We start from the raw sequence: 14,829 nt of genomic DNA on the forward strand, positions 1-14,829 counted from the left end.
AACTTTGTTATCATCAACAACCATGAAATAACAACATTAACCGGTAATTTTTAATGTTATTCAGCCAAAGCAACAAAATGGATATTAAATGAAATCAAATGCCTATTTAGCCATTTTATCAGCAGTAGCGTTATCCGTTATTAGCTCAGCACAAGCCAATGAAAAACGCTGGTTTGAAATGGAAGTGATTTTATTTAGTCAGTTAGGTGATAAAAGTCAGTTAAAAGAAAACTTTAGTGACACACCACCAATGCCCAAATATCGTCGGGTGCGTGATTTATTATCAGAGTTCTTAACTCCTGATATTCGCATGATAAAAAAGCACCTACCTATTTGCGAAACTCAACAGCAACAACCCAAACAGGTATTATCTTTCGATAATTTCCCGTCAGCCAGCGTTTTCAAACAGCTTAGCTTACCGACTATTTTCCCAACTAAAACAGCTGAAGATTTACAAGCCGAAATGCTGTTAGAGCATCCTGAGTTAAGCTCGACTTATTACCAAATACCTGAACAACAAGAAGTAGTTGAGCAACAGGTAACGCAAGCAACGACAACAACCGAAATCAACAATTCTGCCCTTACTGAATTAACCAATGAAGAAAATAGCTTGAGCGAAAACCACGACATAGCCGCATTAACGTTTGAGCAACAAGCAATACTGGCGGCTGCCGAGCAAGCGTTTGCTGAGCCTAATTATCAATTTTCACCAATAGTACCGTCTAAAAAACTTTGCCGTTTATCAAACAACGACATACAAGTATTAACAGCCGCTGATCCTGAATTTGATGCTAACGCCTTTGAAATAGAACAAGTGCCAAAAACCATTAATGCGGTAGAAACCCCTTTAAGCTCAGATCCTTATTTGATCAGTAGTGACTCGTTAGAATTGCACGACATTGTCAAACAGCTTGCATTAAGCCGTGATTTTAAGCCTTTATTACATATCGGTTGGCGACAATCTGAGCCTGCGATCAATAAAAAACGTTCTATTCCAATGCGTTTATTTGCTGGCGAAAACTTAGCGGCTCATTACCAAAAACAATTAGCACAATATGAAACGGAGCTTGCTCAAGCTCAGGCACAAGAACAACAATTACAAACGTTATTAATGAATATATCGGCACAAAATAACAGCGATATATTAAGTAACGAAAGCAGTGATACTTTAGCTAAGCAATTACATAAACAAAATAAGCTGAAAGAGATAATTACCAACCTTAAACAAATACCAACAGATAAAACGGCTTTGTTAGCTGAGCTTGATGCTATTAAAGCAAACTCGCAGGTAAAAAACAGCCAAGATTTAGCACTCAAAGCACCAATCAAACCCTCACAAGATTGGACGATTGACGGTTTGTTTAATGTCCATTTAAATCATTATTTGTATATTACCGCTGATTTAAATATTGCCGATATGTCATTAGCTGAGCAAGCCAGTAAAAGCTTAGCAAAGGGTGAGCCTGTGCCAATTAAAAGCATTCGATTTTCCCAAAACAAGCGAGTGATCAGTAAAGAAATTCATTATTTTGATCACCCCTACATTGGCATGATAGTACAAATTAGACGTCATCATCGCCCTGACCCAGCATCATTAAATAAAGATACTGACAACTAACACATAGAGATAAAAACATGGATAAAGAAATTGAAATTCAAGCCGCTGTATTTCGCCGTTTATTAGCTCACCTTGATAACCGAAAAGATGTACAAAATATCGAGCTAATGAACTTAGCAGGCTTTTGCCGCAACTGTTTTTCAAAATGGACCGTTGCGGAAGCTGAAAAACTAGGTGTTAAGGTAGATATAGAAACCGCAAGAGAAGCGGTATACGGTATGCCATACAGTGAATGGAAAGAAAAACACCAATTACCAGCGACCGAAGAACAAATGGCAAAATTTAACGAATTAAATCCGAAAAAAAGCTAAGTGCTGGATGCTTGAAGCCTCAAGCTGCAAGCTGCAAGTCCCAAGCTTCAAGTCCTAAGCTGCAAGTCTCAAGCTTCAAGCTTCCCACTTGCCGCTTACCGCTTACCGCTTAAAGCTTATGGCTTACCGCTTATAGCTTATAATCAACCTCACTTAATACTAGCAATTTCTTGCTCCGTTAAATAACGCCATTGCCCTTCGGCTAATTCATCATCTAAAGTAATATCGGCAATTTTCAAGCGATGTAATTCTAAAACCTTGTTACCAACAGCGGCGAACATGCGTTTAACTTGATGGTATTTACCTTCAAAAATAGTTAATTCCACTTGTCTTGGGGTAATAACATGTACTTTTGCTGGTTTGGTTAAATCTGCTTCATTATTTAACTGTACGCCTTGTTCAAGTTCTTGCGTCATCTCATCGGTAATATCATCTAATAAAACCACACGATACACTTTTTCACATTGCTTTTTAGGCGAGGTAATTTTATGTGCCCACTGACCATCATCAGACAATAATACTAAGCCGGTCGTGTCGGCATCTAAACGACCGGCAATATTTAACTCAAATGCCCGAGGTATATCAATTAAGTGCAAAATGGAAGGATGAATTTCATCGACATTTGAGCAGATCATTTCTTCCGGTTTATGCAGCATAATATAACGATCACCCAAGATATTAAGTATTTCACCGTCATACGTTACTTGATGGGTTTCTTCTACACTAAAAGTTGCACTTTTAACAACGGCACCATCTACTTTTATTTGGCCATACCTTAATGCTTTTTTCGCTTCATTTCGCGACATTTCAGTGCTTTTACAGATAAATTTATCTAAACGCATTAATTCAATTCAAGGTTATTTAAATGATGTTGCTATTATCTCGTTGATCGTTTGCTTTAGCAATCATCATGAAAAAGCTCAACAACTTAAGCCAAGTATTTACAATGAAGAAAAGCAATAAAGTCTACTTTAATATACTTAATGTAAAATATATTTGACATAAGTAATGTTAAAAACTAAAGTACTAAAAAACAGACACAATGTTAAATATTTTTTACATGGAGAATATTATGTCATACAAAGAAAAAAGCATTGTTTTATCGCTGCTGATCACCTTATACCTTATTTACGCTTATTATTCAGGCTTAATCAATTTAGCCGATAATAACCTGCTCAATGAAGAAAGCTTCAAAGCATTATTAATGAGAACAACAACCTTCATTATTACGCTCGCGGTTGTTGGCCATATCATTATGGCGATAATACATGCTAAAGAAGCGAATAATGATGATGACGAAAGAGATAAGTTAATTGAAATGAAAAGTAGCCAAAGCGCCTATTTGATCTTAGTACTGGGGGTTATTTTTACTGTAATGCAAGTACAGCTTGGCGAGTATGTTTCTGGCGGTATAAATTTTAATTCATTATCAATGGGTTATAACATGATGCATTGTATTATAATGAGCTTATTATTAGCTGAAGTTAGCCGTTATAGTTATCAGCTATTTTATTATCGCCGAGGTTGTTAATGGCTAAAACCATCCATAATAATATTAGAGTATTACGTTTTAATCATAACGAAATGACGCAGCAAAGCTTAGCAGAAATGGTCGGGGTATCACGTCAAACCATTGTTGCGATAGAAAAAGGTAAATATTCACCATCGTTAGAAGTAGCTTTTAAAATAGCCGATGTGTTTGAACTTTCATTAAATGATGTTTTCCAATATCAAGAATAACACCGCTGGCTAACGCTTTTTAGCCAGCGGTGCTTTGGGGGATTATTCTTTTTCTAACACTCTATTTGTGTTGGGGGTTTGATTACTCAATAATAACGCTTTTATTTCTGCCAGTTCAGTTTCTAGTTTTTCAATTTGTGCTCGGCTGGCAGGCTCTCCGCCCTCTTTCGTTTCACCGTGTAATTGAGCGCGATAATTTTCGTGTTCGTCGCTCATCACTTCTAAAATAGTACCCACCATCATGTTTAAAAAGATAAAGGCGGTTAAGAAAATAAAGGTTAAATAATATATCCAACTGATCGGATAAACCGCCATGGTTTCATACATTACATCAGTCCAATCTTCAAACGTTGATACCCTAAACAAGGTTAACATTGAGATCGAAACATCACCCCAAAGCTCTTTATTAATTTGCCCGAATAAAATGCTGCCAACTGCCGCATAAATGTAAAAAATCACAAACATTAATAAGGCAATATAGCCCATGCGTGGAATAGCAGTTAACAAGGCATTAATTAATAAGCGTAACTCCGGCACCATAGACACCAAACGCAAAACACGAAAAACACGTAATAGTCTGGCTAACAATACGCCAGAACCACCATCAGGTACTAAGCTACCGATAACAATCACGGTATCAAAAATATTCCAGCCATTTTTGAAGAACTTCTTTTTGTCTTTAAAAGCTAAAAACCGAATAGTTAATTCAAAAACAAAAAATATCGTTACGCCTAGGTCTAAATAACCAAGAATGGTAATTGCTGTTGGCGGTAAGTTATGGGTTTTTGCCCCTACTAATAATGCCGAAATAATAATAACGGCGATCACCAGCCATTGAAAAAAATTGCTGGTATCAATTTTTTTTAAGTATTGTTGTGCATTTTCTACAAACGAACTCATGAGACTTTTCTCTACCTTAACTAGCTTTAGCAGCTTTCACTAACATGGGGGTTATTACGTTTTTCTTCACCCAAGGTACTCATTGGGCCATGTCCGGGAATAAAACGGACATCATCTCCTAATAAAAATAAATTATTTTTAATTGAATCAATCAACGTGGCATAGTCACCACGAGGGAAATCTGTTCTACCAATACCTCCTTTAAATAACACATCACCTACTTGAGCAAGCTTACTATTCGGCTCAAAAAAGATGATATGACCAGGGGTGTGACCTGGGCAAAACAGCACTTCAAGCTCAATATTGCCAAACTGTACTTTGTCACCTTGTGTTAACCAGCGGTCTGAGATAAATTTTTCACCAAAGTCAAAGCCAAACATATCTTTTTGCTCAGCCATCAGTTCAATCCAAAATTGATCTTCTTGATGTGGGCCTTCAATTGGCACCTTAAACTCTCCAGCTATTGCTTTAGTTGCACCAGCGTGATCAATATGGGCATGGGTGATTAACACTTTAACCAGTTTGACCCCTAATTCTTCAATGGCATGTTTAATTAATTCAATATCGCCACCAGGATCCACTATGGCGGCTTCCATGGTTTCATCACACCAAAAAATGGTGCAATTTTGTTGAAAGCGCGTTACCGGTACAATGTGAAATTGCATCATGATTAACTATTCTCTTAAAGGACTATTAATTAGGAATTATTGCTAGCATATAAAACACCTGATCTGCTCATTTTAATGGTTGGATAACCTGAACGGGTTTGGCGAATTTCACTACACTAAAAACTAGACTTATATATTGGGGTGGATAATACATTCTAAAGTGATGAAATAAAAATTAAACGCGGCTTTTTAAGCTGTTTTAAAGTACATTTAACATATTAAAAATACGAATTTTTCTTTCCCTCTATAAAATACTTAGGTAACCAATAATCAATGAACAACAGTAGAGCAACCTTTAATACCCGTATTGGTTTTGTTCTGGCAGCTGCCGGCTCAGCCATCGGCTTAGGCAATATTTGGGGCTTTCCAACCAATGCCGCGAATAATGGTGGTGGCGCTTTTGTATTTGTTTATTTAATTGTTACGGTTTTATTAGCTTTACCCGCGCTATATGCCGAAATTTATCTCGGTAATCAAAATCAAAAAAATCCCGTTTCCGCTTTAGGAGATGCCTGCCAAGAAACCAGTAGAAAACTTGGTAGAGCAGCAGGAAAATTTGGTTTAATTGGCGCGTTAACCATGCTCAGCTTTTATACCATTGTTGCAGGCTGGATGTTGGCCAACGCATTGTCTCCCTTAGCGAAGATCTTAGGATTTGAAATTTTAGCGACTTGGTTTAGTCAAGATAGCTTGCTGAGAAACCTTATTTTTACCCCTATTTTTATTTTATTAGGCGCACTTATTATTCACCAAGGTGTAAACAAAGGGATTGAAAAATGGTCAACTCGCTTAATGCCATTATTACTTATGTTATTAATTTCATTAATAACATACATCTTGCAGCAACCTGGAGCTATCGCCGGTTTACAGCATTATTTGATCCCTGATTTTAACCAAGTACTTGAGCCTAAATTAATTATTTCAGCTATGGGGCAAGCCTTTTTTTCTCTTTCTTTAGGCGTCGGTGGCATGATGATTTATGGCTCTTACATGCCCAAAGGTAAAAACATTGGCAAGTTAGTTTTGTCGATTGCGACACTTGATACCTTGATTGCTATTTTAGCCGGTTTATTAATTATTCCAGCATTGTATGTTGCTCAACATGCTGGGCAAGACGTTTTTGTAGAAGGTAAATTAATTGGTGAAGGCCAATTAATTTTTCAGGTATTACCAACACTATTTAACTCTATGGGAGAAGTTGGCGCTTGGCTGGCGGTTATCTTTTTTAGTTTATTATCTATTGCGGCATTAACCTCAACTATTTCGTCAACCGAAGTACCAGTCGCTTACCTTGTTGAAGATAAAGGCTTGTCACGTAACAAAGCCACTTGGTGTGTTTCTGCTTTGGTTTTAACCGCAAGCATGACCTTAGTAGCTTTTTTTGATGTGTTATTTGGCTTGGTTATTCAAATACTAACGACAATTATTCAACCATTAAGCTGCTTATTTTATTTTATTGTTGTTGGCTGGTTATGGAAAAAAGGCAATAAATTAAAAGGCCAATCAAAACATTTAACCTATTTAGGTTATTATTTAGGCAGTGTTTGCCCTGTTTTATTAACCATTGTTTTTATTAACCTTGCCTTTAGTTAAGCCGCTCTAATCTCGGCCTATAGCAAATAATAGTAACAACACTTAACTGGTGACATTATTGCGGCCATTTTTCTTAGCTTGATAAAGTTTTTTATCTGCCGCTTTCATCACTTGCTCAAAGTTTTGTTTCGGTAAACGGGTGGCAACACCAATTGAAATAGTCACTGAAACACTTTTAGTATTAGCCGACTTTTTCATTTTTCGACCATCTTTACCAACCCGAACCGGCTGCCGGATCACCATTTGATAATCGGCAATAGCTTGCCTTAATGTTTCTAATTCTTGTAGGGTTTGCTCTGCCTGCTTACGAGGAAAAATAACAGTAAATTCTTCACCACCGTAGCGAAACACTCGGCCACCACTTTTTACTTTTGCTAATTGAGAGGCAACCAACTTTAATACTTGATCGCCAATATCATGGCCATAAGTGTCATTAAATTTTTTAAAATGATCGATATCCATCATAGCCACACTATATTTTCGGCCTAATGATAAAGATGTTTGATACAAAGCTCGGCGCGAAGGTAATCCGGTTAATTCATCGCGATAAGCTAAAAAATAAGAACTGATAATGACACTGAGTAAAAAATAAAGTAGCAACAACACTAACGTCGCTGACCATGATAACCATAAAGCGTCAAAATAAAACAACACTGTCAGTACTGCGGTGACTAACAGTGCAGGTTGAAATAAATGCTTTTTCTGTAAGCAAGGAATTAACATAGCAACGAAAGCAATGCTCATAGGCGCATAAATATTCAACCATTGTTGATATTGAATTAGCCAACTAACTTGCTCATATTGGTTTATTAACGTGTTAATCAGCATTAAATAAGCAAATGCAAGCAAAACACAAGCAGCTAAACTAATTAACCGAAAGAAAAAGTGAATTGAACATAAACCACGGTCTTTACACCAAGCCAAATAAGCAAACATGGTAACGCTTGCTAATATTTGCCACTCACCATTAGCTTGCCAAGCACTCAATAAAGGAGATGACAGCTGATTAGATAACAACAGTACTAACAATAATAACGCTAAAATAGAAAATCGGCTTTGACTAAACTGCGCCGCAAAAACCACTAAAATAGCAGTAAGTAAATAAAATGAGTGGGTAAAAAATGCTTGTAACGGCAGCCAAAATGCTTGGCTATAATAAGCGCTAAAAAAAACAAAAGTAAATAGCAAACAACTACTTAAGTTGGTTTTAGTGCCAGTAAAAAAATGATTCAAAGGGCTTATTCCATTAGGTTTATAATTAAAAACGCAAAAAATTAATTTTCTAATTGGCTATTTGCACAATAACTGGGGTATTATTGGAGCATAATCGTTTTGTAAAGACCACTTTTAAATAGAGCAATCATGTCGCTGAAGTCTATCTTAAATTTAGGATTAAATTTAGGCACTAAACACCAAATGCCTAATAATGCTTATAAAACAAAACTAACTAATATTATTAGTTTGTTTTCGTTTGTTGCTTCTGCACTTTATACGCTTAATTATTTATTTATTCTTAATCAACCCATGGTTGCGGGCATTAATGCCCTTTTTACCTTTGCTTACCTAAGCGTTTTATTTGTTAACTACCTTGAATTGCATCGCTTAGCTAAAACGTGGTTTTTTATTTTATTGATGGTGCATTTAGTGGTTTGTACTAACATCTATGTCACCAAAGAAACCGGCTTTCATTTGTATTTTTTCTTAGTGCCAACCGGCGTATTCTTACTTTTTGAATTAAAAGAAAAGTATGAAAAAATCACCTTAAGTATTATCGCCACCTTATTGTTTTTTTATTGTGAAAATACCGTTAATACCAATCCGTTGATCGAACTATCTCCCGAAATGAATCATTTAATTTATCAATCGGTGGTTTTTATCAACATGGTGGAAGTTATTTTTGTACTTGTGTTATTTGTTAATCAAATTGAACGAAACGAGTTAAAGCTCTATCAACAAGCTAAAACGGATGCCTTAACTAAAATAGCTAACCGTCATCATTTTTTCGAACAAGGTAATAACCAACTCTCGCTAGCAAATAGTTTAAATCGCCCATTTACCTTAGTATTACTCGATTTAGATTACTTTAAACAAATCAATGATAAATATGGTCATCATGCTGGCGATGAATGTTTGGTTCGAATAACTGATACAATCAAAGCATCGATCCGACAACATGATTTATTTGCTCGTATTGGTGGAGAAGAATTTGTCATTGGTATGCCTGAAACGACAATAAAAGAAGCAAACAATATTACTGAGCGCATTAGAATTGAAGTTGAAAAATGCCAAATTGACGTTGAAAACGAGCATAAAAAATTCAATTGTACGGCTAGTTTTGGTATTGCTGCCCTATCAGACAGTGCTAAAGACCTAAAATCTATTCTTATTAATGCCGACAAAGCCCTATATCGTGCTAAAGAGCTAGGTAGAAATCGCGTGCAATTATTCGCCTAGATATATACAAATAATTTCAATTCATTATCTATACTTACAAATAAATCAATAATTAATAGAGCAGCTAAACGCGCTTGCGTTAATGTAAGGAAAGTACAGTGATGCTAATTGCCAAAACACCCGTTTTGCTTAAACTTATTCGCATGTTAGTGCTCTGTTTTGCTTGTGTAACAAATGCTCATGAGATAACGGCAGAAAACATCACGTACTATACCGAGGTTTACCCTCCGTCAAATTATCTTGAGAATAATCAGCTGGTTGGTTTATCGGTTGAAACATTAAAACTCATGTGGCAAAAAATGCAGATTGCCGAACAAAAAATTCACCTTGTTCCGTGGGCCCGAGGTTACCGAAATACAATAAATAACCCCAATAGCATGTTATTTACCATGGCACGAACACCAGAAAGAGAAGCACTGTTTAAATGGGTTGGGCCGCTTTATCATGCAGAGCATGTTTTATTAGCGAGAGATGATTTTAAAGAAAGTATCAACAACATTCAGCAAGCGTTTAAATACACTGTTGCCGCAATTAAAAATGATATTTCGGAAGTTACCTTATTAGAGCAAAATTTTCCTGAAAAAAACATCGCTAGAATAACCCAATTAAGCCAAGCGATTTTAATGTTAGAAAATGGCCGACTTGACTTAATGATTATTTCGCGTTCGTCCATTCAAAGCTTAATTGATGAGCATGACTTATCGTTCGAAAACTTTAAAATTATTTATTCAGTCAACAAAGTCGGTAATTATTATGCTTTTCATAAAAGCACACCAGACAGCATAATTAGCCAATACCAACAAGCTTTTGATAGTATTGCAGCCGAGCGTCAAGCGATCAACGCTAAGTATGGCGTTTATCACTAGAGCGTGTTGATCTTTCTGGTATAATTTTTGTTCTAACAGAGCGCTTTCAGAACAAGACGCGAGCAAGGTAATATAATTATTCTCGACAACTGCTCCTGCGTTGCTCTACTAACCTGCATCCTTTCAGGAATATATAAAAAATAAGAAACACAGTGCTGGAAGCGCTCAGAACGAACCCGAAGGGCAACATCTGTATGGCCTTTCTACTACGTTATCGCTCATTTATGTAGAACAACTACACCTCAATCGCTCTACCTTGTATAAACCCCATACAGACTGTTGCAAAAACATACAGAAAAGTTCAACACGCTCTAAACCTTTTCTAAGAATTCTTCCGTTTTTGGTTCATCGGCTAAATCAACTTTTTCTATTTTCTCAAAACGTGAACTGATCTTGTCAGCTGACGTATGAATTTGTCTTACATCAGTTGCTGCTTGGTCTATATGCCTTGCTAAGTTATCAAAACGAGTTCTAAAACGACTAAAGTCATTTGCTAGATGCGATAAGTGCTCTTGGATTAAATGTACTTGCTGACGTGTTGCTTCATCTTTTAACACCGAGCGAGCCGTGGTTAATATCGCCATTAATGTGGTTGGCGAACAAAGCCAAACTCGCTGTTTATTAGCATACTCAACCAGATCCGCATGATGAGCATGAATTTCAGCAAATACCGCTTCAGCAGGAATAAACATAATTGCGCCATCAGAGGTTTCACGTTCAATGAGGTATTTATTACTTATATCATTGATATGCTTTTTAATATCTTGCTTAAATTGACGTTCAGCGGCGTTACGCACACTCTGCTCTGCTTCATTGTTAGCCATTAACCGATAACTTTCTAAAGGAAACTTAGCATCGATGACAACATTACCGGTAGGCGCAGGTAAAAAAATCACACAGTCGGCAATTTTGCCGTTAGATAAGGTATGTTGTAATGAAAAATGTGCTTCTGGTAAAACGTTTCTAATTAATGAATTTAGTTGTACTTCACCAAAAGCGCCTCTAGAGCGTTTATCCGCCAGTACTTCTTGTAAACTTACTACATTGCTAGAAAGCTCTGTTATTTTCTTTTGCGCGTCATCAATAAGCGCTAAGCGCTTTAAAATATCGTTAAAGGTTTTAGTGGTTTTATCAAAGCCTTCGGCTAAACGCTTTTCAACTTCAAGACTAATTTCTTTTAAGCGTTTATCTGTTGATTCAGTTAAGCTTTCCATGCCTTGCGATAGTTGTTTAGTGGTGGCCTCTAATGATTTAGCGAGCTCTTCACGGTTAGATTTTGTCGCTAATGACAAATGTTCTATCAGCTGATCAACCGCTTTATGTTGATTTTGATTAAATTGCTGCTGGTGTTCGTGTAAGGTTTTTAATAATTGTTGCTGCTGTGTTTGTTGGCTGTAATGTTGTTTTTCTTGATAATCAACCGCTTGCCTTAACAGTTTCATTTTTACATCGGCTAACTGTTGTTCAATATAAGGTTTAATGGATTGATTTTCTTGCATCGCGCTATTTAAAACAAAACGCAGCTCTTGGCTTACATCACGTTGTTCTACACTTTGATTTTGCAATAAAATAACCTGTTCCATTAACTGCTTAACTTTTTTTTGTTGCACGAAAAAAGCGCCAATAGCTGCACAGAAAAAAAACACCAAAGATGAAAAAATAAGAAAGAGAAATTGCTCGGGCGATAAATCAGGTGTTAACGACGATATCCATGTGCTTATATTCATTTGGCTCTCTAAACTGTATAAATAACCAGTTCATTAAAACACATTTATATTCTTAGGTTAACTCTTTTGTCATAAAAAAAGCCAAGCAATAATTGCTTGGCTTTCATTAACAGTAAACGCAATAAAGCGTTAAATGCTTAAGCTGAAGTATCTACACTTGGTGCAGCTTTAGAAACCATCACCATCGCTGGACGAATTAAACGACCATTTAATGCATAACCTTTTTGCATTACGGCAATCACGGTATTAGGCTCAACACCTTCAACTTCCTGCATTGACATTGCTTGATGTAATTCAGGATTAAATGGTTGATCTTGTGGATCAATGGCTTCAATATCAAATTTCTTTAATGACGCTAAAAAGCTTTGTAAAGTTAACTCAACACCTTCATGTTTACCCGCTTCTTTCTCTTCTGCGGTAAAAGCATCAATGGCGCGTTCTAAATTATCAACTACAGGTAATAATTCACCAGCAAACTTTTCTAAAGCAAATTTACGCGCTTTTTCAACGTCTTGTGCTGCACGTCGACGAACATTGTCAACTTCAGCTTTTGCGCGAATAACTGAATCTTTTTGATCAGCAACCGTCGCTTGTGCGGCAGCTAATGATAATTCTAATTCATTAATTTTTTCTTGCTCAGGGCTAATGGTATCAGCAGCAAAATCAAATTGAGTTTCAACTTGCTCTTCTGCACCATCAATAATCTCTTGAGCGGCAATTTCTTCAGGCGTTAAGCCCTGTTCATCTTTATTCTGTGTTGACTCAGTTGTCATGAAAAAACTCCAAAGGAAACGTATTGTTGCTAATTATGGGGCTTAGATTTTTCGTTTCAAGTCACAATTGTAAAACATTTATAAAAAGTATGCTTTACAATAGTGCAGATACCAGCGAAACTTTCAAAAATCTTAACGAGAACAAATAGTACCGTAAATGACAAAGCTTTATTCAACCATTGGCTTAATTGGTAAGCCCGATCACAATGGCGCCACAGCAACCATAGAAACACTTCACGAGTATTTAACAAATGAAGGCTATCATGTGCTGATCGAAAATTCCGTTGCTGCTTCGGTCGATATTCCTGACGCAGCAGTTAATAAGATCACTGAAATTGGTGAACAGGCCAATTTAGCGATAGTTGTTGGTGGTGATGGCTACATGTTAGGTGCAGCTAGAGTGTTAGCGCGTTACGATGTTGATGTAATTGGTGTTAACCGCGGCAATCTCGGCTTTTTAACGGATTTATCGCCCGATGATTTAATTGAACCCTTAGCAGCAATTTTAAAAGGTGAATCTCGTACCGAACAACGTTTCATCATAGAAGCGCAAGTGTTCCGTCATGGTAAATTAACCAGTTCAAATTCTGCTGTTAATGAAGCGGTATTACATGCTGGTACGGTGGCTAACATGATCGAATTTGAAGTGTATATAGACAACGCTTTTATGTTTAGCCAACGCTCAGACGGTTTGATCATTTCAACACCAACGGGTTCTACGGCTTATTCAATGTCAGCAGGCGGACCAATATTAACGCCCAATTTAAATGCCCTTTCACTTGTGCCAATGTTTCCGCATACTTTAACAAGCCGACCAATTGTTGTTGATGGTGATAGTGAAATAAAATTGGTACTCGCCAATAATAATCATGAAAACCTGCAAGTAAGCTGCGATGGCCATGTTATATTATCGGTCATGCCCGGTGACGAAGTGATCATTAAAAAAAGCCCAAATACCATTCAATTAGTGCATCCAACCGATCACAGTTATTTCAAAGTATTGCGTAATAAATTAAGCTGGGGTAATCGTCTGTATTAATCACTTAAAAGCTTGATAATTACTCGGCAGCAAGCAATAATAAATTTTATGTTATTAATCAATGGCTCAATATATCAGTATCGTTAAACTGACTAGCCCAAATGCATAAATTTTCGAACAAATATTAGGGAATTAATATTGTTAAACCGAATAAAAAGTTTATCAACTAAAACTCTTTATATTATTAAGCTTTTCAGATTAAACGCTGTTATTAACTTTTTTCGCGCGCCAAAAAAGCACCGACAGACAACGTTTAATATCAGTTTATATAGCTTGTTCACCTTTTTTAGTTGCCAATTATCAGCTGAAAAGCTCACCATTATTTACCCTGAAGTAAACGCCCCATACGATATAATTTTTAACCAAATAAAATCAGGCATTACTTCTGAATATACTGGTGAGGTTGTTGAATTAAAACTGCCGGTAAAATTTGATAATGATGAGGTGATAAAAAGCATTACCACAGATAAAGTCATTGCTTTAGGGAAACGTGGTTGGTTAATCGCTAAACAAATATACAAAACTACGCCTGTGGTCGTTGGTGCCCTACCGATTAAACCCAATGGAATTTCAGGGGTAAGTTTAATGGCCTCGCCACAAGTGCTTTTTCATACCTTAAAAGAGCTTGCTCCCAAAGTTAAAACCATTACTGTTTTATATAGTAAAAATTCTTCTTGGCTTATTGATAAAGCTAAGCTTGAAGCACAAAGCCAAGGCTTTAAACTACAACCGATAGAAGTAAACAACATTAAAGAAGCCGTACAAAAGTATGATGAGCTATTTGCTGATAACAAATTAGAAGATCAAGCTATTTGGTTACCTTTAGATCCGGTAACCGCTGATGACAAAGTAATAGTCCCTGTGATCCTTGAAAAAGCGTGGGAAAATAAAATGGTGGTATTTTCAAGTAAACCTACCCATGCCAAACGTGGCGCATTATTTTCTGCTGTACCAGACAATGAACAATTAGGACATCAATTGGCGAAAATGGTCGGCAAAGTCAACAAAAAATCACAGTCCATGGTAACACCTATGCATGATATAAAGCTTGCTGTGAATTTAAGAACGGCCGCGCATTTAGGTTTTGCCTACAATGCTAGCACTCGTTCAACTTTTGCCTTAACTTTTCCTAATTAATTT

Annotated in this window: 15 protein-coding genes; 9 read left to right on the forward strand and 6 right to left on the reverse strand. The window is 36.6% G+C overall.

The features are described 5' to 3' along the window. Positions 1 to 88 precede the first annotated feature (88 nt). Together ACSLUO_RS04695 and ACSLUO_RS04700 are read left to right on the forward strand one after the other, a co-directional pair. A complete protein-coding gene (locus ACSLUO_RS04695; RefSeq protein WP_448246634.1) occupies positions 89 to 1,618 on the forward strand; it encodes a CsiV family protein in 1,530 nt (509 codons plus the stop codon). Positions 1,619 to 1,635: 17 nt separating this feature from the next. Continuing rightward, positions 1,636 to 1,929, forward strand: a complete 294-nt coding sequence (locus tag ACSLUO_RS04700) for a DUF1244 domain-containing protein (protein WP_448246636.1) — start codon at positions 1,636 to 1,638, stop codon at positions 1,927 to 1,929. A gap of 149 nt (positions 1,930 to 2,078) precedes the next feature. Here ACSLUO_RS04700 and rsuA read toward each other — a convergent pair whose 3' ends face one another. Further along, positions 2,079 to 2,771: a 16S rRNA pseudouridine(516) synthase RsuA gene (gene rsuA, locus ACSLUO_RS04705; RefSeq protein ID WP_448246638.1), complete on the reverse strand. Its 693-nt coding sequence runs from the start codon at positions 2,769 to 2,771 to the stop codon at positions 2,079 to 2,081. 230 nt (positions 2,772 to 3,001) lie between these two features. On the opposite strand from rsuA, the gene ACSLUO_RS04710 reads away from it, so the two are divergent. Beyond that, on the forward strand, positions 3,002 to 3,460 hold the full coding sequence (locus tag ACSLUO_RS04710; RefSeq protein ID WP_448246640.1) for a hypothetical protein: 459 nt from the start codon (positions 3,002 to 3,004) through the stop codon (positions 3,458 to 3,460). After that, positions 3,460 to 3,669 (forward strand): helix-turn-helix transcriptional regulator, encoded by a 210-nt coding sequence (locus tag ACSLUO_RS04715; RefSeq protein ID WP_448246641.1) that lies wholly within the window; start codon positions 3,460 to 3,462, stop codon positions 3,667 to 3,669. Before ACSLUO_RS04710 ends, ACSLUO_RS04715 begins: the two co-directional genes overlap by 1 nt. A gap of 42 nt (positions 3,670 to 3,711) precedes the next feature. Here the strand turns inward: ACSLUO_RS04715 and ACSLUO_RS04720 are convergent, their stop codons facing one another. Then, complete coding sequence (locus ACSLUO_RS04720) at positions 3,712 to 4,569, reverse strand: ion transporter (protein ID WP_448246643.1); 858 nt, start codon at positions 4,567 to 4,569, stop codon at positions 3,712 to 3,714. Positions 4,570 to 4,595: 26 nt separating this feature from the next. Next, positions 4,596 to 5,237, reverse strand: coding sequence for an MBL fold metallo-hydrolase (locus ACSLUO_RS04725; RefSeq protein ID WP_448246644.1), 642 nt, complete (start codon positions 5,235 to 5,237; stop codon positions 4,596 to 4,598). Between the two features lie 273 nt (positions 5,238 to 5,510). Between ACSLUO_RS04725 and ACSLUO_RS04730 the strand changes: the two genes are divergently transcribed. Next, complete coding sequence (locus tag ACSLUO_RS04730; protein WP_448246645.1) at positions 5,511 to 6,830, forward strand: sodium-dependent transporter; 1,320 nt, start codon at positions 5,511 to 5,513, stop codon at positions 6,828 to 6,830. A gap of 42 nt (positions 6,831 to 6,872) precedes the next feature. Here the strand turns inward: ACSLUO_RS04730 and ACSLUO_RS04735 are convergent, their stop codons facing one another. Further along, positions 6,873 to 8,063 carry a GGDEF domain-containing protein gene (locus ACSLUO_RS04735; protein ID WP_448246647.1) on the reverse strand — a complete coding sequence of 397 codons (1,191 nt, stop codon included), beginning with the start codon at positions 8,061 to 8,063 and terminating at the stop codon, positions 6,873 to 6,875. A gap of 129 nt (positions 8,064 to 8,192) precedes the next feature. On the opposite strand from ACSLUO_RS04735, the gene ACSLUO_RS04740 reads away from it, so the two are divergent. Both ACSLUO_RS04740 and ACSLUO_RS04745 read left to right on the forward strand, forming a co-directional pair. After that, on the forward strand, positions 8,193 to 9,284 hold the full coding sequence (locus tag ACSLUO_RS04740) for a GGDEF domain-containing protein (protein ID WP_448246649.1): 1,092 nt from the start codon (positions 8,193 to 8,195) through the stop codon (positions 9,282 to 9,284). A 101-nt stretch (positions 9,285 to 9,385) separates the two neighbouring features. Beyond that, on the forward strand, positions 9,386 to 10,150 hold the full coding sequence (locus ACSLUO_RS04745) for a substrate-binding periplasmic protein (protein WP_448246870.1): 765 nt from the start codon (positions 9,386 to 9,388) through the stop codon (positions 10,148 to 10,150). A gap of 311 nt (positions 10,151 to 10,461) precedes the next feature. Here the strand turns inward: ACSLUO_RS04745 and ACSLUO_RS04750 are convergent, their stop codons facing one another. Together ACSLUO_RS04750 and grpE are read right to left on the reverse strand one after the other, a co-directional pair. Next, positions 10,462 to 11,877, reverse strand: coding sequence for a DNA recombination protein RmuC (locus ACSLUO_RS04750; protein WP_448246651.1), 1,416 nt, complete (start codon positions 11,875 to 11,877; stop codon positions 10,462 to 10,464). A gap of 137 nt (positions 11,878 to 12,014) precedes the next feature. Further along, positions 12,015 to 12,650, reverse strand: coding sequence for a nucleotide exchange factor GrpE (gene grpE / locus ACSLUO_RS04755; RefSeq protein WP_448246653.1), 636 nt, complete (start codon positions 12,648 to 12,650; stop codon positions 12,015 to 12,017). 157 nt (positions 12,651 to 12,807) lie between these two features. Between grpE and nadK the strand changes: the two genes are divergently transcribed. Together nadK and ACSLUO_RS04765 are read left to right on the forward strand one after the other, a co-directional pair. Then, positions 12,808 to 13,689, forward strand: coding sequence for an NAD(+) kinase (nadK, locus tag ACSLUO_RS04760; protein ID WP_448246655.1), 882 nt, complete (start codon positions 12,808 to 12,810; stop codon positions 13,687 to 13,689). Between the two features lie 273 nt (positions 13,690 to 13,962). Then, entirely contained in the window at positions 13,963 to 14,826 is an 864-nt protein-coding gene (locus tag ACSLUO_RS04765) for an ABC transporter substrate binding protein (protein ID WP_448246657.1), read from the forward strand. The last annotated feature ends 3 nt before the right edge of the window (positions 14,827 to 14,829 follow it).

It is taken from the genome of Thalassotalea agariperforans (assembly GCF_053470345.1).